General features: G+C 69.8%; 17 protein-coding genes and 1 riboswitch. Of the genes, 2 read left to right on the forward strand and 15 right to left on the reverse strand.

What is annotated here, in order from left to right; translation table 11 throughout:
- Positions 1-143: 143 nt before the first annotated feature.
- The 15 genes from thiL to glyA form a co-directional block, all read right to left on the reverse strand.
- Positions 144-1,091, reverse strand: a complete 948-nt coding sequence (gene thiL / locus BMZ45_RS03770) for a thiamine-phosphate kinase (protein WP_091632577.1) — start codon at positions 1,089-1,091, stop codon at positions 144-146.
- Positions 1,092-1,107: 16 nt separating this feature from the next.
- On the reverse strand, positions 1,108-1,569 hold the full coding sequence (gene nusB, locus BMZ45_RS03775) for a transcription antitermination factor NusB (protein WP_091632582.1): 462 nt from the start codon (positions 1,567-1,569) through the stop codon (positions 1,108-1,110).
- Positions 1,566-2,063, reverse strand: a complete 498-nt coding sequence (gene ribH, locus BMZ45_RS03780) for a 6,7-dimethyl-8-ribityllumazine synthase (RefSeq protein WP_091632584.1) — start codon at positions 2,061-2,063, stop codon at positions 1,566-1,568. The genes nusB and ribH overlap by 4 nt, the downstream gene beginning before the upstream one ends.
- 129 nt (positions 2,064-2,192) lie before the next feature.
- Positions 2,193-3,323 (reverse strand): 3,4-dihydroxy-2-butanone-4-phosphate synthase, encoded by a 1,131-nt coding sequence (gene ribB, locus BMZ45_RS03785; protein ID WP_091632587.1) that lies wholly within the window; start codon positions 3,321-3,323, stop codon positions 2,193-2,195.
- A complete protein-coding gene (locus BMZ45_RS03790; RefSeq protein WP_091632590.1) occupies positions 3,320-3,928 on the reverse strand; it encodes a riboflavin synthase in 609 nt (202 codons plus the stop codon). The genes ribB and BMZ45_RS03790 overlap by 4 nt, the downstream gene beginning before the upstream one ends.
- A 131-nt stretch (positions 3,929-4,059) precedes the next feature.
- Positions 4,060-4,213, reverse strand: a riboswitch (FMN riboswitch).
- A 186-nt stretch (positions 4,214-4,399) separates the two neighbouring features.
- Positions 4,400-5,161 carry a class I SAM-dependent methyltransferase gene (locus tag BMZ45_RS03795; RefSeq protein WP_091632592.1) on the reverse strand — a complete coding sequence of 254 codons (762 nt, stop codon included), beginning with the start codon at positions 5,159-5,161 and terminating at the stop codon, positions 4,400-4,402.
- A gap of 10 nt (positions 5,162-5,171) precedes the next feature.
- Positions 5,172-6,272 (reverse strand): bifunctional diaminohydroxyphosphoribosylaminopyrimidine deaminase/5-amino-6-(5-phosphoribosylamino)uracil reductase RibD, encoded by a 1,101-nt coding sequence (gene ribD, locus BMZ45_RS03800; protein WP_091632595.1) that lies wholly within the window; start codon positions 6,270-6,272, stop codon positions 5,172-5,174.
- A complete protein-coding gene (locus tag BMZ45_RS03805; RefSeq protein WP_091632598.1) occupies positions 6,269-7,066 on the reverse strand; it encodes a hypothetical protein in 798 nt (265 codons plus the stop codon). The genes ribD and BMZ45_RS03805 overlap by 4 nt, the downstream gene beginning before the upstream one ends.
- Before the next feature lie 31 nt (positions 7,067-7,097).
- Positions 7,098-7,859 carry a hypothetical protein gene (locus tag BMZ45_RS03810; protein ID WP_091632601.1) on the reverse strand — a complete coding sequence of 254 codons (762 nt, stop codon included), beginning with the start codon at positions 7,857-7,859 and terminating at the stop codon, positions 7,098-7,100.
- A 102-nt stretch (positions 7,860-7,961) separates the two neighbouring features.
- On the reverse strand, positions 7,962-9,158 hold the full coding sequence (locus BMZ45_RS03815; RefSeq protein WP_091632604.1) for a hypothetical protein: 1,197 nt from the start codon (positions 9,156-9,158) through the stop codon (positions 7,962-7,964).
- 91 nt (positions 9,159-9,249) lie between these two features.
- Positions 9,250-9,750 carry a hypothetical protein gene (locus BMZ45_RS03820; RefSeq protein ID WP_139215375.1) on the reverse strand — a complete coding sequence of 167 codons (501 nt, stop codon included), beginning with the start codon at positions 9,748-9,750 and terminating at the stop codon, positions 9,250-9,252.
- A complete protein-coding gene (nrdR, locus tag BMZ45_RS03825) occupies positions 9,747-10,262 on the reverse strand; it encodes a transcriptional regulator NrdR (RefSeq protein WP_091632609.1) in 516 nt (171 codons plus the stop codon). The genes BMZ45_RS03820 and nrdR overlap by 4 nt, the downstream gene beginning before the upstream one ends.
- A gap of 56 nt (positions 10,263-10,318) precedes the next feature.
- Positions 10,319-10,969, reverse strand: a complete 651-nt coding sequence (locus tag BMZ45_RS03830; RefSeq protein ID WP_091632611.1) for an energy transducer TonB — start codon at positions 10,967-10,969, stop codon at positions 10,319-10,321.
- Positions 10,966-11,625: an energy transducer TonB gene (locus tag BMZ45_RS03835; protein ID WP_091632614.1), complete on the reverse strand. Its 660-nt coding sequence runs from the start codon at positions 11,623-11,625 to the stop codon at positions 10,966-10,968. Before BMZ45_RS03835 ends, BMZ45_RS03830 begins: the two co-directional genes overlap by 4 nt.
- A complete protein-coding gene (gene glyA, locus BMZ45_RS03840) occupies positions 11,618-12,871 on the reverse strand; it encodes a serine hydroxymethyltransferase (RefSeq protein WP_091632617.1) in 1,254 nt (417 codons plus the stop codon). Before glyA ends, BMZ45_RS03835 begins: the two co-directional genes overlap by 8 nt.
- A gap of 206 nt (positions 12,872-13,077) precedes the next feature.
- Between glyA and lpxO the strand changes: the two genes are divergently transcribed.
- Positions 13,078-13,980: a lipid A hydroxylase LpxO gene (lpxO, locus tag BMZ45_RS03845; protein WP_254776521.1), complete on the forward strand. Its 903-nt coding sequence runs from the start codon at positions 13,078-13,080 to the stop codon at positions 13,978-13,980.
- A gap of 242 nt (positions 13,981-14,222) precedes the next feature.
- On the forward strand, positions 14,223-15,884 hold the full coding sequence (gene ettA, locus BMZ45_RS03850) for an energy-dependent translational throttle protein EttA (protein WP_091632619.1): 1,662 nt from the start codon (positions 14,223-14,225) through the stop codon (positions 15,882-15,884).
- Positions 15,885-15,905 lie beyond the last annotated feature (21 nt).

The following is a 15,905-nucleotide window of genomic DNA, read 5'->3' on the forward strand; positions in this document are numbered from 1 at the left end:
ATCCCCCTTTTCCAAAGGGGGAAGAAGAGCGAGGGCATCGCGGCTTCCAGCGCCGTAGGATGCGGTGAACCGCAGGCGACCCGCATCGTCGCGTAAGCGCGCACAGGTGCGCGACGGCGATGCCCGATGCGAACCACGACCGCTTACGCGGCGAAGTGGTCGTAGCCCTTGCGCGCATCCTGCCAAGGCGAACCCTCGGCATCGAACGCCGACAAGCCCTCGCCCGCCACCACGCGTCCGATCGCCGTCACCGCCACGCCCGCCTCGGCCGCGTCGTGAAGGATCGCCTCGCGCGCGGCCTGCGGCGCCGTGAAGCACAGTTCGTAGTCGTCGCCGCCCGTGGCCTGCAAGCGATATCGGTCCGCGTCGTCGAAGCAGGTGCGCAAGGCGGCCGAAGCCGGCAGCGTCGGCAGTTCGATCCGCGCTCCAACGCCGCTGGCCGCGCACACATGGCCCAGATCGGCCAACAGACCGTCCGATACGTCGATACCGGCGTGGGCGTGACGCAACACGGGCAGCAACGCCAGGCGTGGCGTCGGCCGGTTCAGGCGCTCGCGCAGAAAGGCCTCCATCGCCGCACCCGCTCGCCACTGCGCCAAGGCGCCCGCGGCATCGCCGAGACTGCCGCTGACCCAGACCGTGTCGCCGACGCGCGCAGCGTCGCGGCGCAGCGCTCGGCCCGGTTCGATCAGCCCATGCACGGTCACGCACACCGACAGCGGGCCGCGGGTGGTGTCGCCGCCGACCAAGGCCACGCCATGCTGCGCGGCCAGGCCGAGGAAGCCGTCCAGAAACGCGTCCAGCCAGCCCGCATCCGCCTGCGGCAAGGACAGCGACAGGGTGCACCAGGCCGGCTCGGCCGCCATCGCGGCCAGGTCCGACAGATTCACGGCCAGGGCCTTCCAGCCGATATCGGCCGGCGCGGTCTCGTCGGGGAAATGCACGCCCGCGTTGAGCGTGTCCATCGCCACCACCAGCTCGCGCCCGGCCGGCACGCGCAGCACCGCCGCGTCGTCGCCGATGCCGAGCGCGACGTCGTCGCGCGCGGCCACGCGTTGGCGGATGCGCGCGATCAGGTCGAATTCGGCCATCGCGGCAGGTCGCGCCTTACTTGGCGCGCGGCGCCTGCGTTTCCACCGGGCGCCAGTCGGCGGCGGCATGGTCGAGCACGCCGTTGACGTAGGTGTGCCCGTGCTCGGCGCCGAAGCGCTTCACGGTTTCGATGGCCTCGTTGAGGACCACGCGATACGGCACGTCCGGGCGGCGGCGCAGCTCGTAGGCGGCGATGCGCAGCACCGCGCGCTCGATCGGATCGACCTGCTCGATATCGCGGTCCAGGAACGGCGCCAGCGCGACGTCCAGCTCCTCCTGGTACTTGTCGACGCCGCGCACCAGATCCTCGAAGTACATCAGGTCGGCGACTTCATGGGCCTGTTCGTGCGCGAATTGCGCGATCACGTCCTCGACGCGCGCGCCCGACAACTGCCAGGCGTAGACCGCCTGCAGCGCGCGGCGACGGGCGCGCGAGCGCGCGACCGGATCGATTCCATCGTGGCGGCGGCGGTTCATCGGCTGTGCTCCTGTGATGCTTGCTCGAACGGCGCCTGCGCGAGCAGGTGCGCCATCTCCAATGCGGCCAATGCGCACTCCTCGCCCTTGTTGCCGTGGCTGCCGCCGGCGCGGGCCTCGGCGTCTTCGTGGCGTTCCACCGCCAGCACGCCGTTGGCGATCGGCAGGCCGTAGTCCAGCGATACCCGCATCAGGCCCTCGGAACAACCGTCGGCGACCTGTTCGTAGTGGCGGGTGTCGCCGCGCACCACGCAGCCCAGCGCGACCACCGCGGCATGCGCGCCGGCGCGGGCCAGGCGCGCGGCCACCACCGGCAGTTCCCAGGCGCCCGGCACGCGGATCACGTCGATCGCGTCCTCGGCGACGCCGTGTTCGGCGAAGGTGCGGCGCGCGCCGGCGACCAGCGTATCGGTGATGCGCGGGTTCCAGCGGCTGGCGATGACGGCGTAGCGCGCGCCTTCGGGGCTGCGCAGATCGCCTTCGTAATGGGACATGGGGGGACCGTCTGGACGAAAGAGGTAGTTTAGCGGCTGGGGCGGCCCGTGCCGACGAATCGGCCAGGCCGTAGCCGCCGCGGTACGCGCATGCGACCGCGAACGGGCGCACGCGCGGTTCGGCCGGGCTCAGCCCAGCGCGGCCGGATCGACGTATTCGACGACCTCCAGCCCGAAACCGGCCAGGCCGATCTGACGCCGGGGCGTGCCGAGCACGCGCAGGCGAGCCAGACCGAGATCGGCCAGGATCTGGCCGCCGGCGCCGTTGCGGCGCCATTCGGCCAGCGTATGGCCCTGGCTGGGCGCGACCACCGGGTCGGCCTCGTGCACGGCCGGCTGCTCGCGCACCCGCGCCAGCAGCGCATCGGCGCCGGAAGCGTCGCCCAGCAGCACCAGCGCGCCGCGCTCCTCGCGCGCGATCGCCGCCAGCACGTCGCCGACCGCGGGACCGAAGTCGGCGCGCCGCCAGTGCAGCGCATCGGCCAACGGGTTCTGCACGTGCACGCGCACCAGGGTGGGCAGGGTCGGATCGGGTTGGCCGCGCAGCATCGCGAAGTGCAGCGCGTGGCTGAGGCGGTCGCGGTAGCTGATCAAACGGAACGGACCGTACTCGGTCTCGATCTCGCGCTCGTCGACGCGCTCGACGGTGTGCTCGGTGGCCAGGCGGTAGCGGATCAGTTCCTCGATCGAACCGATCTTGAGCCCGTGCTCGGCCGCGAACGATTCCAGCTGCGGGCGCCGCGCCATGCTGCCGTCGGGGTTGAGGATCTCCACCAGCACGCCCGCCGGCTCCAGGCCCGCGAGCATGGCCAGGTCGCTGGCGGCCTCGGTATGGCCGGCGCGATTGAGCACGCCGCCGGGCTGCGACATCAGCGGGAAGATGTGGCCGGGCTGGGCGAGGTCGGAAGGCTTGGCGTCCGGACGCACCGCGGTGCGCACGGTGTGGGCGCGGTCGTAGGCGGAGATGCCGGTGGTGACGCCCTCGGCCGCCTCGATGCTGACGGTGAAGTTGGTGTGGTGCGAGGAAGTGTTGTCGCGCACCATCGGGCCCAGGCCCAGCTGCAGGCAACGCTCGCGCATCAGCGACAGGCAGACTAGGCCGCGCGCGTGGGTGACCATGAAGTTGATGTCGGACGGACGCACCAGTTCGGCGGCCATGATCAGGTCGCCTTCGTTCTCGCGGTCCTCGTCGTCGACGATGACCACCATGCGACCGTTGCGGATCTCTTCCAACAGTTCGGGAATGCTGGCGAAACTCATGCGCCGGTCTCCTGTGCGTGGCCCAGCAGGCGCTCGACGTAACGGGCGACCAGGTCGATTTCGAGATTGACCGCATCGCCGACCGAGGTCTGCGCGAACGCGGTGTGGGCGACGGTGTGCGGAATCAGCGCGACCTCGAAGCCCTGCGCGTCGGCTTCGTTGACGGTGAGGCTGACGCCGTCCACGCAGATCGAGCCCTTCTTGGCGATGTAGCGCGTGAGCGCGGCCGGCGCGGCGAAGCGCCAGCGCTGCGCGCGCGCGTCCTCGCGCACTTCCAGCACGCGACCCACGCCGTCGACGTGGCCGCTGACCAGGTGCCCGCCGAGGCGGTCGCTGGGGCGCATCGCGCGTTCCAGATTGAGCATGGCGCCGTCGCGCAGGCCGCCCAGGGTGGTCAGGCCCAGGGTTTCGGTGGAGGCGTCGGCCTCGAACCAGTCGCCGCCGAAGGCGATCACGGTCAGGCAGACGCCGTTGACCGCGATGCTCTCGCCCAGCTTGGGTTCGGCGAAGTCGAGACTGCCGGTGGCCACGCGCAGGCGTACGTCGCCGCCCAGGCTCTGGCGATCGGCGAGCGCGCCGACGCCTTCGATGATGCCGGTGAACATCAGCGCGTCTCCCGGACAGCAAGCGCGCGGTGGCTAAGGTGGAACTTGGACATGAAACGTTTCCCGCATGATGGTGAGCGAAAAACGCCTCAAGGCACGAGGCAAGCGCACGGCGACGCGCGCCATGCGAAAGCCGTCTTCTTTCATCCGGACTGTGACCGTCGGCTCCGGCATCCGACCGGATCTGCTGACCCTCCGGCGTGGCCGGAGGCGCTCGCGGGCTCGCGCGGGGACTGGCCCGCGCCTACCGCCGGTGGGGAATCTCACCCCGCCCTGAAGACGTTACGTTGTGGTGCCGGAAACCGGCGCGGGCATTCTAGCACCGGGGGTGGGGCCGGCCGGCCGGATGCAGTGTTCCGGGGGTGGTGGGGGTTCGCGGCCTAAAGCAAATCCCCCTCAATCCCCCTTTTTCAAAGGGGAAGACGAGCGCTGTTCCCCCTTTGAAAAAGGGGGCCTAGGGGGGATTTGCTTTCAAGCCTTACGCCGCAAATGCAAAAACAGCGGCCACTGCAGCGAGCGCAGGTCGCCCGCATCGCCCCAGGCGGCCGCCAGCGCCGGCGCATGCCGCGCGACCGGGTCGTCGCCGCTGTCGGCGCGGCAGCGCGCGGTCGCCGACATGCTGCCCAGATACCCCAGGAAACGCGCCAGCGACCATTCGGCCTCCAGCCACAGGCTGGGGGCGGGCAGCGCGGGGAACGGCCAGTCGTAACCGGCATAGGCGGCGTCGACCTGGGCGCGCTCCGGCGGCCAGTAGGCCTCGATCTGGGCGCGGAACGCGGCCACCGGTTCCAGCATGCCTTCTGGGGCCAGGAAGTCGCCGTAGCCCCAGGCCGCGAGCACGCCGCCGGGCGCGAGCACGCGCTCGCATTCGCGGAAGAAGGCCGCGCGGTCGAACCAATGCAGGGCCTGGGCGACCGCGATCAGTTGCACGCTGCCATCGGCCAAGGCGGTGCGCTCGCCGGGTTCGACCGCGAGTTCTACGCGCGCGTCGCCGGCCTGCGCCCAGTGCTGGGCGATCTGCTGGGCGCTGGGATCGCTGGCGTGGACCCAGGCGAAACGCGCGGCCAGTCCGCGCGTGGCCTGACCGCTGCCGCAGCCCGGCTCCCATACCCGCGCCGTCGCCGGCGCCACGCCGCTCAGCGCGTCGAACAAGGCATCGGGGTACTCGGGTCGCGCCGCCGCGTAAGCGCCGGCGATCGCCGAGAAATGGTCTTTGAAGTCGGTGCCGCTCATGACCGCGCCCTCAGCTCAGAGCCTCCGGCCGCAACAACAGGCGCACGTCGTCGCCGATGCGGCGCGATTCGACGATGTTCAAACGCAACTTCTGGGTCATGGCCTCGATGTCCAGGCCGTCGAACAAGGGCCGCGCGTTCTGCCCCAGCAACACCGGCGCCACGTACAGCAACACTTCGTCGACCAGGCCGGCGGCGAGGAAGGCGCCGGCCAGGGTCGCGCCGGCTTCGAGCTGGATTTCGTTGACGCCGCGCTCGGCCAGCAGGCGCAGCACCGCGTCCAGATCGAAACGGCCTTCGCGCACCGCGACCGCGGCGTGCTGGGCGCTGAGCTCGCGCGGCGGCTTGGCGTCGGGCGCGTGCAGGTACAGCGTGGGCGCGTTGCCTTCGCGCACGCGTCCGCGCGCGACCGTGGCCAGGCCCGGATCCAGCACCACCCGCAGCGGCGCCACGAACGGGGTGTCGTCGCCCAGGCGCACGGTCAGCGAGGGATCGTCGGCCAGCACGGTGCCGGCGCCGGTGACGATCGCACCCGCGCGCGCGCGCCAGCGCTGCACGTCCAGGCGCGAGGCGTCGCCGCTGATCCATTTCGATTCGCCGCTGGCGAGCGCGCTGCGCCCGTCGATGCTGGTCGCCAGCTTGACCCGCAGCCACGGCCGGCCGCGCTCGATACGCGACAGGAAACCGCGATTGAGCGCGCGCGCCTGCGCCTCCATCAGACCGCTGGCCACCTCGATGCCGGCCGCCTGCAGCTGGGCGAAGCCGGCGCCGTCGACCTGCGGGAAGGGATCGCGCATCGCCGCGACCACGCGCGCGACGCCGGCCGCGATCAAGGCCTCGCTGCAGGGGCCGGTGCGGCCGGTGTGGGCGCAGGGTTCGAGGGTGACGTAGGCGGTGGCACCGCGCGCGCGTTCGCCGGCCGCGTTCAAGGCGTGCACTTCGGCGTGCGCCTCGCCCGCGCGCTGGTGCCAGCCCTCGCCCACCACCTCGTCGCCATGCGCGATCACGCAGCCGACCATGGGATTGGGCTTGGTGGTGTAGGCGCCCTTCTCGGCCAGGCGCAGCGCGCGGGCCATATGGCGGTGGTCGGTGGCGGTGAAGGAGGTGGTCATGGGGCGCGCTTGAAATGGGTGGCGTCGGGAAAGTCGGAGATCAGGCTGCGATCCGCCTGCACGGTCAGGGTCATCGCGCCGCCCTCGCTGGCGCCGATGGCGTTGGCGTCGAACTCGATCAGGTACAACAGCTTGGTCGCATCGTCCACGTTCAGCCAGCGTGGACGGTCGGGCTGTTCGGGGAAGCGTACGCCGACGGCTTTCACGACGGCATCGGCCGGCAAGGCCGCGAACTCGAATTCCCCGTCGCCGCCCTCCTTCGAGGTCCGCTCGATCACCCGCCCGTCGGCCAGACGCAGCATCGCCTTGGCCTCGCCCACCGCCAGACCGATACGCGGCTCGTACACCTTGACCCAAACGGCCTCGCCAGGGCGACGCGACCGGTGCGCCCACCAGGTGGCGACCGGCAACAGTCCCGCGTCCACCGCCTGCTGCAGGGTTTCGATGCCGTCGCCACGCACCTTGTTCAGATCGGCTTCGGTCAGGGGCGGCGGTAGCGCGCGCCGGATGCCGTCCTCGCTGTCGAGCCTGCGTTCCACCAGCACCACCGTACCGTCGCTGCGCTGCCAGCAGCCGGTCACGTCCATGCCCGCCATCGGCACCTCGCGCAGGCGGAAGCTGCCGTCCGCGTTCAACAGCAGGCTCGGCGCGGCTTTCGCCGCGCTCGCCGCATAACGCCCCGCGAGCGCCGCGTCGCCTGCTGCGCAGGTCGCGGCGGCGGGCAGCGCGAGCATGCAGGCGCACACCAGCACGATCGCGCCGGCGGCGCGCGGATAGGATCGATGGCGCGTCATGCGGTGGGGATTCTCTCGGCGCGGCTCGCGCTCATGGCGTGCGTTTGAAATGGATGCGATCGGGCGTATCCGCGCGCAGGCTGCCGTCGGCTTGAACGATCAGGGTCAAGGGACCGCCCGGCAAGGCGCCCACCGTCAGCGCGTCGAAATCGATCAGGTACAAGCGCTTAGTCGAATCGCCCGTCGTCAGCCAGCGCGTACGCACGGGCGGGTGCGGGAAACGCACCCCGATGGCGGTCACGACGGCGCCGGCGGGCAGGGACGCGAGCTCGTACTCGCCGTCGCCCGTTCCCGCGCTCGCCTCGAGTTCCTGGCCGTCCCCCAGGCGCAGCACGACCTTGGCCTCGCCCGCCGCGATGCCGACCTTGGATTCGAACAGCTTCACCCGCACCGGCTCGCCGGGCTTGCGTACCTGATGCGCCCACACGCGCCCGACCGGCAACAAACCGGCGTCCACCGCCTGCGCGATCGTTTCGATGCCGTCGCCGCGCACCGCGTCCAGATCGGCTGGGGTCAGCGGATCGGGCAGGACGCGCTGGATGCCCTCGCCACCGCTATCCGCGCCCGGCGCGAAGATCACGCGATCGCCGTCGCGCGACCAGCAGCCGGTCACCTCCGGCGTCGGCGCCGCTGCCGGCAGGTCGTAAATTCGGAAGCGGCCGTCCTGGTTCAAGCTCAGGCTCACCGGCACGTCCGCCACCGAGGCGTAGCGCGCCGCCAGCGCCGGGTCGGCGGGCTTGCAGGCCGCCACGGCGGATGTCGCCGGGAACGCGCAGACAAGCAGGGCCAGCATGCGCGCGCATGCCCCTTGCCATCGGGCTCGCGGGATGCGCGGCGGTGTCGCCAGGCAGCACCGTGTAGGTAGTCCATCGTTCATCGCACGCTCCTGCGAAAGTCAGTGACGCACGTAACGGCCGGGCACTCGCGGCGCGATCAGATCGCCGTTGTCCTGGCTCAGGATGATCTGCTCGAACGGCACCGGCGCCGCCGCGGCGCTGTCCAGGCGTATCGCGAAAATACGGCCCTGGGTTTCGTCCAGTGCCAGAGTCTCGGCCGGAACGTCAGGGGCTTGCAGGATCACCTGTTGCAATCGAGCGCTCGGTCGCTGCACGGCCAAGGCCCAGCCACTGGGACCGGTTTCGGTGCGTTCACGGCGCCCGTCGGAGTACACGAACGCCACCTCGATCCCCTGAGCCCGTGCGCCGACCTTCGGATCACCGACGACGACCGCGTAGCCGCTGCGCTTGTCCATCTCGGACGGCGGCAGGCAGCGCTCAGCATCGAATGCGGCAGGGCGTAATGCCGGCGTGGGACGACCGGCCACCGCATGCAGGCGCCAAACCGCTTGCAGCCGCTGCAGATACGTTTGCGTCGCAAGCTCCGCCGCCTCCATCTCGTCGACGGGGACCGCGTCGCCGGACGTCTGCCCTTGCATGGCCGCTTCGTTCGCGGCGGCCAATGCTGCCGTGGCCGCCGCTTCCGTCGCCGACAGCATCGGCGGCGGCGAGCGCTCGGGATGCTGGACCTTAGCCTCGACCGCCACCGCGGCGGCCGTTTCCAGCGCCAGTCGCGCCTGTTCTAGCGCAGCCAAAGCCGGCGCCAGTGCAGCCTCGGCCTCGCTGCGGCGCGCAGGATCGGTCGCAGCGCTTACATCCGCGATGGCGGCCAGTTCGCCCAGTGCGAGGCCGGCCCGATAGGTCGCCACGAACCCGCAGGCCTCCTGGATCAGCGTCTCGCGCCGCTCCGCCGCGAACTCATCGAGCCGCTTTTGCGCATCTGGATTCCACGGCATTACCTGATCGAGCGAGAACGCAGGCCCATCGCGCACCGGCGCTTGCGTGGTCAACACCACGCTGTCGGCGCCTACGTTCCAGCGCCCGCTGACCGATTCGACCATCAGGCCGTAGCTCAGGCTCCACTCGAAGCTGCCGTCAGGCCTGAGCACCAATTCCGAGCCCGCGTCGGGCGCGCCTTCCAGGGTGTAATGCCCGGCCAGCGCCGCGCGCTGCCGGTCCTCGATCGGGTCGGCGGCACGCGCCGTGGTACCGAGCAGAGCCAGCGCGAGCAGCGAGAATCTAAATGCGTTCAACATGCGCGAACTCCTTTCGGCGCGTAACAACGATCAGGTTTCGCAGGCCGTTCGCGCGCACTGCGCGGCCCAGGCGGATGCGCTCGCCGGGCGGTCATAACCAATGATTGTGAGTAGGTCCGAACGTGGCCTGCGGCGCATGACGGCGCAGCTCGGCCAGAAACGAGGGCATGTCGTCCAGGCCCAGATAGTGGCGGACCGAGCCGTCCGCCAGTTCCGCCTGCAACAGGAAAAGCCGGCCGCGCATGGTGTACGGGCGCACGCGCACGAACTGGGCCACCGGCTCGGACACCTCGTGATCGCGATCGGCCCAATGCACGCGGCCGTCGTCGAACCACATGCTCGCCGAGTCGTGCATGCGCCAGAACCTGGCCTCGATCCGACGCTCGTACCACCAGACACAGGCGAGGATCAGCGCGGCGGCGGCCAGGCCCCAACGCGCTTCGACGGCCCGAAGCGCGCCGCCGTACCACAGCGCCAAACCGGCCAGCGCCAGCAGCACCAGCCCCGAACGGGTATAGCGGAAGTGCATCCGCCGCAGTTCTTCGCGCACGAATCGGTAAGGCTGCGAGCCGGTCATGATCGGAAGGCTCAACGCTTCTTGGGCTTGTCGGGGATGTCCTCGCCCAGCAAGGGCAGCTGCGCATCGCCCGGGATATCGCGCTCCAGGCGGTCGAGTTCCTCGCGGAAATCGGCCACGTCCTCGAACGAGCGGTAGACCGAGGCGAAGCGCACGTAGCCGACGTGGTCGAGCTTGCGCAGCTCGGCCATCACGAACTCGCCGACCCGGCGCGAGGGCAGCTCGCGCTCGGCTGTCATGCGCAGCTGGTGCACCACCGCGCGTACCGCCGCTTCGATCTGCTCCTCGGCCACCGGCCGCTTCTGCAGCGCGCGGTCGAAGCCCACGCGCAGCTTGCGCGCGTCGAAAGCCTCGCGGCGGCCGTCGCCCTTGATGATCATCGGCAGTTTCAGCTCGATCGTCTCGAGCGTGCTGAAGCGCTCTCCGCAGGCCTCGCAGACGCGGCGGCGGCGGATGGTGGCGCCGTCGTCGGACACGCGCGAATCGATCACGCGGGTGTCCTGGTGCTGGCAGAAGGGGCAATGCAAAGGATTAGCCTTGGCTGGACAGCAGCGGGGAATCGGCCTTCGCGGTATTCATGCGCTCAGAACCGCGGGTACCAGTATTCGACGGACTCCACGCTGGCGACGGCAACGCCGCGGGACGTGGCGGGGACGAACGTCGCCGATCTTACTGCGGCCGCGGCCGCATCGTTGAACAACACGTCGGTGCTGCACGCGACCAGGGCGTCGCCGACCTTGCCGTCCGCCGTCACCGCCACCCGCAGCATCACGTAGCCGGGGCGCAGGCGCGCCGGCGGCACTTCCGGCAAAGGAAGCGCTTGATCGCTCGCGGCAACGTAATCGCGGCCCTCGTCGACGCCGCGCGGGCGGTGCCTGGCCTCGAATGCGCGGTACTCGGAGGCGTAGTGCACGGCGCTGCCGCGCCCGCAGACGTAGTAGTCGCCGTCGTCGGCGAACGCGATCGCCGGCCGGGCCGCGGATGGCCCCGGCGGAGCCGGCGGCATGGGCGGCGGCGGGGAGTCCGGCGGTACCGGCTCGCGCACCAGACGCACGATCGGCAAGCGCGTCGGCGTCGGGTCCGGCGCCGCCTGGACGCAGGCCGCCGCCAGCAGCAAGCTCAGGCACAGCGCCTTGCGCATGCGGCGGCTCCGAATCGGGTGCAGGCCGCGAATCGCACGCGCGGGCCTCGTACCCGTCATCGCCTCGTCTCGGCCCGCATCGGAATCGATCATTTGTGGCGCCGGAACCCGTACCGCGGCCCGTCCGGATAGAAGCGCATGCTCACGTTGCCGTAGTCCGCGACCGGGCGCCCGTCCTGCAACGCGGGCGCGTAGGTGACCTGCCGGGCGAACGCCAACGCCGGCGCGTGGAACAGCGGGTCGTTGCTGCAGATCACCATGGCGTCGCGGGTGCGGCCCTTGGCGTCGATGATGACCTTGACCACCACCTCGCCGACCTTGTCGCCGGCCGCGGCGGGATACAACGCCTCGGGGCGGTTGTTCGGCTCCGGCGCGCGGCTGCCGTCCTGCGTGTAGGCGGCCTGCGCCTTGCCGCGATCCGCCTCCGACAGCCACGGCACGCGGTTGCGCGCGTGGAAGTCCGAGATCTCGCGCCAGTTCGTCCGATACGGCCCCGCCCCCGCGGACAGCTCGCACATCGGGATGTAGTAGGTCTCGGTCATCCCGATGCTTTCGCGGAAGTCCGGCAGCGGCGGCGGTGCGGGCGCGTTGATCTCGACGATCGTCGCCTGGGCGGCTTCGGCCGGCGTGAGTGTCCTGTACTCGATCGTCGGCGGCTGGTCTTTTCCAGCCGGCGGCGCCGCGGCCGCTTGCACGCTCAGGCATGCAAGCCAGCCGAAAACCGCCAGCCGGAAACCGGCCTTAGCCATACACCGGGAACTGCGCGCACTGCTTGGTCACGTTCTCGCGCACACCGGCGATGACCTTTTCGTCGGTGGGCTGGTCGAGCACGTCGCAGATCCACTCGGCCAGGGCCACGCAGTCGGCTTCCTTGTAGCCGCGGGTGGTGACGGCCGGGGTGCCGATGCGCAGGCCCGAGGTCACGAACGGCTTCTGCGGGTCGTTCGGCACCGCGTTCTTGTTGACCGTGATGTGGGCCTTGCCCAGCGCTTCCTCGGCGGCCTTGCCGGTGATGCCCTTGCCGATCATGTCGACCAGCATCAGGTGGTTTTCGGTGCCGCCGGAGACGATCTTGTAGCCGCGCGCGATGATGGTCTTGGCCATCGCCTGGGCGTTCTTCACGACCTGGGCCTGGTAGTCCTTGAACTCCGGCTCCAGCGCTTCCTTGAACGCGACCGCCTTGGCCGCGATCACGTGCATCAGCGGACCGCCCTGGATGCCCGGGAACACGATGCTCTGCAGCTTCTTGACCAGGTCGTCGGAGGCGTCCTTGGCGACGATGATGCCGCCGCGCGGGCCGCGCAGGGTCTTGTGGGTGGTCGAGGTGACCACGTGCGCGTGCGGCACCGGGCTGGGGTAGACGCCGGCGGCGATCAGGCCGGCGACGTGGGCCATGTCCACGAACAGGTAGGCGCCGATCTTGTCGGCGATGGCGCGGAAGCGCGCCCAGTCGACCACCTGCGAGTACGCGGAGAAGCCGGCCACGACCATCTTGGGCTTGTGCTCCAGGGCCAGGCGCTCGACTTCGTCGTAATCGATCAGGCCCTGGTCGTTGACGCCGTACTGGACGGCGTTGAACAGCTTGCCGCTGGCGTTGACCTTGGCGCCGTGGGTGAGGTGGCCGCCGTGGGCCAGGCTCATGCCCAGGATGGTGTCGCCCGGGTTGAGCAGGGCGAAGTACACGGCCTGGTTGGCCTGCGAGCCCGAATGCGGCTGGACGTTGGCGTAGTCGGCGCCGAACAGCTCCTTGACCCGGTCGATCGCCAGTTGCTCGGCGATGTCGACGTACTCGCAGCCGCCGTAATAGCGCTTGCCCGGGTAGCCCTCGGCGTACTTGTTGGTGAGCACGCTGCCCTGGGCTTCGAGCACGCGCGGGCTGGCGTAGTTCTCCGAGGCGATCAGTTCGACGTGGTCTTCCTGGCGACGCGCCTCGGCGGCGATGGCCTGGGCAAGCTCGTCGTCGAATCCGGCAATACGGGTCTGGCTGGGGAACATTCGCGGCCTCGGAGGGGATGAACGGACGGGGGGAGAGGGGTGCGTCGCGTCAGGCCCAGGCCGGCGTTAACCTACGAGCAGGCTTGACGTAAGACTTGAAATGTTAGCCTAGGGGCGTATGGCGGCCAACCGCCATGATGGGCCCGCAGGCCCCGGAGCGCCCGAAACCGCTCGCCCCCCCCACCGCTTTGCTGGATGTCCCGACCGTGAAATGGGTCTTCGTCTTCCTGTTCCTGGCCAGCGCCGTGTACGTGCACCTGCGCGGCAAGGTACGCCACCGTCTGGGACGGCAATTGCTGGACCATTCGACCTTCATGGCCCCGATCAACGTGCTGATGTACGCCTGCTCGCGCGTGCCGACCAGCCCCTTCATCGAGCCCGACCGGCATTTCCCCGAACTCGAGCCGCTGCGCGCGCGCTGGCGCGAGATCCGCGAGGAAGCCCTGCACCTGCGCGAGCTGCAGCACATCAAGGCCGCCGACGGCTATAACGACGTCGGCTTCAACTCGTTCTTCCGCCGCGGCTGGAAGCGCTTCTACCTGAAGTGGTACGACGAGGCCCACCCCTCGGCGGCCGAGCTGTGCCCGCGCACCACCGAGCTGCTGCGCCAGATCCCGGCGGTCAAGGCCGCGATGTTCGCCGAGCTGCCCCCGGGCGGCGAGCTGCGCCCGCACCGCGACCCCTTCGCCGGCTCCCTGCGCCTGCACCTGGGCCTGGACACGCCCAACGACGATGCCTGCTTCATCGACGTCGACGGCCAGCGCTACAGCTGGCGCGACGGCGAGTGGACCATGTTCGACGAGACCTACATCCACTGGGCCCAGAACGGCTCGCAGGCCAACCGCATCATCCTGTTCTGCGATATCGAGCGGCCGATGCGCTTCGCCTGGGCGCGCGGCATCAACCGCTTCGTGGCCAAGAATTTCATCGCCGCGGGCGCCTCGCCGAACATGGAAGGCGACAAGACCGGCGGCATCAACCGCCTGTTCAAGTACTTCTACGCCCTGCGCCTGAAGGCCAAGGGCCTGCGCGAGCGCAACAAGACCCTGTATTACGCCCTCAAGTACGCCCTGGTGTTGGCGGCGATCGGCTTCGTGATCTGGCTGTAACCGCCGCCTTTGGGGCAGGAGCGGCGTAAGCCGCGACCGCGCAAACCGGCTTCCCGGCGCAAGCCAGGCCCCTGCGCGCCCGCCCCGCCTGCCTCCGACGGGGCCTCCCGCCCCATCGGATCCCTCCACCGCCCCGCCCCGCGCTGGAACCCCGCCCGCGCCTGCGGGATAATTACCGCTTCCCGCCACGCCCCTCCGGCCATCCCCGGCCCGGCTCGGCGCGCCCATGCTTCGGAGTCCGCATGCAATACATCTACACCATGAACGGCGTCAGCAAGACCGTGCCGCCGAAGCGCCAGATCATCAAGGACATCTCGCTGTCGTTCTTCCCGGGCGCCAAGATCGGCCTGCTCGGCCTGAACGGCGCCGGCAAGTCGACGGTGCTGAAGATCATGGCCGGCGTCGACCAGGACTTCACCGGCGAAGCGCGTCCGGCCAGCGGCATCAAGGTCGGCTACCTGGCCCAGGAGCCGCAGTTGGATCCGGCCCACACCGTGCGCCAGGCCGTGGAAGTCGGCCTGGGCGAGATCATCAACGCCCAGGCCGCGCTGGACGCGGTCTACGCCGCCTACGCCGAGGAAGGCGCCGATTTCGACAAGCTGGCCGCCGAACAGCAGCGCCTGGAGTCGATCCTGGCCGCCGGCGACGCCCACACCCTGGAGAACCAGCTGGAAGTCGCCGCCGACGCGCTGCGCCTGCCGCCGTGGGAAGCCATCGTCGGCAACCTGTCGGGCGGCGAGAAGCGCCGCGTCGCGCTGTGCCAGCTGCTGCTGCAGAAGCCCGACATGCTGCTGCTCGACGAACCCACCAACCACCTCGACGCCGAATCGGTCGAATGGCTGGAGCAGTTCCTGGCCCGCTACACCGGCACCGTGGTGGCCGTCACCCACGATCGCTACTTCCTCGACAACGCCGCCGAGTGGATCCTCGAGCTCGACCGCGGCCGCGGCATTCCGTGGAAGGGCAACTACACCGACTGGCTGGTGCAGAAGGACGAGCGCCTGAAGCAGGAAGAGAACCAGGAAAAGTCGCGCCAGAAGGCGATCCAGAAGGAGCTCGAGTGGGCGCGCAGCAACGCCAAGGGCGGCCGCAGCAAGGGCAAGGCCCGTCTTGCGCGCATCGATGAGCTGCAGTCGGTCGATTACCAGAAGCGCCAGGAAACCAACGAGATCTTCATTCCGCCGGGCGAGCGCCTGGGCAACAAGGTCATCGAGTTCAAGAACGTCAACAAGAAGTTCGGCGACCGCCTGCTGATCGAGGACCTGAGCTTCAGCGTGCCGCCGGGCGCGATCGTCGGCATCATCGGCCCCAACGGCGCCGGCAAGTCGACGCTGTTCAAGATGATCATCGGCAAGGAACTGCCGGACTCGGGCACCATCGAGACCGGTCCGACCGTCAAGCTGGCCTATGTCGACCAGAGCCGCGAGGCCCTGACCGGCAACCACAACGTGTTCCAGGAAGTCTCCGGCGGTCTCGACATCCTCAACATCAACGGCATCGAGATCCAGTCGCGCGCCTACATCGGCCGCTTCAACTTCAAGGGCCAGGACCAGCAGAAGATGGTCGGCTCGCTGTCGGGCGGCGAACGCGGCCGTCTGCACATGGCCAAGACCCTGCTGCAGGGCGGCAACGTGCTGCTGCTCGACGAACCGTCCAACGACCTCGACATCGAAACCCTGCGCGCGCTCGAAGACGCCCTGCTCGAGTTCCCGGGCAACACCTTCGTGATCTCGCACGATCGCTGGTTCCTGGACCGCATCGCGACCCACATCCTGGCCTTCGAAGGCGACTCGCACGTCGAGTTCTTCCAGGGCAACTACCGCGAGTACGAGGAAGACAAGAAGCGTCGCATGGGCGAGGAAGGCGCCAAGCCGCATCGCCTGCGCTTCAAGGCGCTCAAGTAAGCCGCAACACCCGGCGCCCAC

Source organism: Lysobacter sp. cf310, assembly GCF_900114355.1.
Classification (GTDB): domain Bacteria; phylum Pseudomonadota; class Gammaproteobacteria; order Xanthomonadales; family Xanthomonadaceae; genus Lysobacter.

Coding starts and splice junctions, on each gene's coding strand:
- thiL (WP_091632577.1), bottom strand. CDS start 1,091: ATGGCCGAATTCGACCTGATCGCGCGCATCCGCCAACGCGTGGCCGCG.
- BMZ45_RS03795 (WP_091632592.1), bottom strand. CDS start 5,161: ATGAGCGGCACCGACTTCAAAGACCATTTCTCGGCGATCGCCGGCGCT.
- ribD (WP_091632595.1), bottom strand. CDS start 6,272: ATGACCACCTCCTTCACCGCCACCGACCACCGCCATATGGCCCGCGCG.
- BMZ45_RS03815 (WP_091632604.1), bottom strand. CDS start 9,158: ATGTTGAACGCATTTAGATTCTCGCTGCTCGCGCTGGCTCTGCTCGGT.
- BMZ45_RS03805 (WP_091632598.1), bottom strand. CDS start 7,066: ATGACGCGCCATCGATCCTATCCGCGCGCCGCCGGCGCGATCGTGCTG.
- nusB (WP_091632582.1), bottom strand. CDS start 1,569: ATGAACCGCCGCCGCCACGATGGAATCGATCCGGTCGCGCGCTCGCGC.
- BMZ45_RS03830 (WP_091632611.1), bottom strand. CDS start 10,969: ATGATCGATTCCGATGCGGGCCGAGACGAGGCGATGACGGGTACGAGG.
- BMZ45_RS03835 (WP_091632614.1), bottom strand. CDS start 11,625: ATGGCTAAGGCCGGTTTCCGGCTGGCGGTTTTCGGCTGGCTTGCATGC.
- ribH (WP_091632584.1), bottom strand. CDS start 2,063: ATGTCCCATTACGAAGGCGATCTGCGCAGCCCCGAAGGCGCGCGCTAC.
- ribB (WP_091632587.1), bottom strand. CDS start 3,323: ATGAGTTTCGCCAGCATTCCCGAACTGTTGGAAGAGATCCGCAACGGT.
- glyA (WP_091632617.1), bottom strand. CDS start 12,871: ATGTTCCCCAGCCAGACCCGTATTGCCGGATTCGACGACGAGCTTGCC.
- BMZ45_RS03810 (WP_091632601.1), bottom strand. CDS start 7,859: ATGCTGGCCCTGCTTGTCTGCGCGTTCCCGGCGACATCCGCCGTGGCG.
- BMZ45_RS03790 (WP_091632590.1), bottom strand. CDS start 3,928: ATGTTCACCGGCATCATCGAAGGCGTCGGCGCGCTCGCCGATCGCCAG.
- ettA (WP_091632619.1), top strand. CDS start 14,223: ATGCAATACATCTACACCATGAACGGCGTCAGCAAGACCGTGCCGCCG.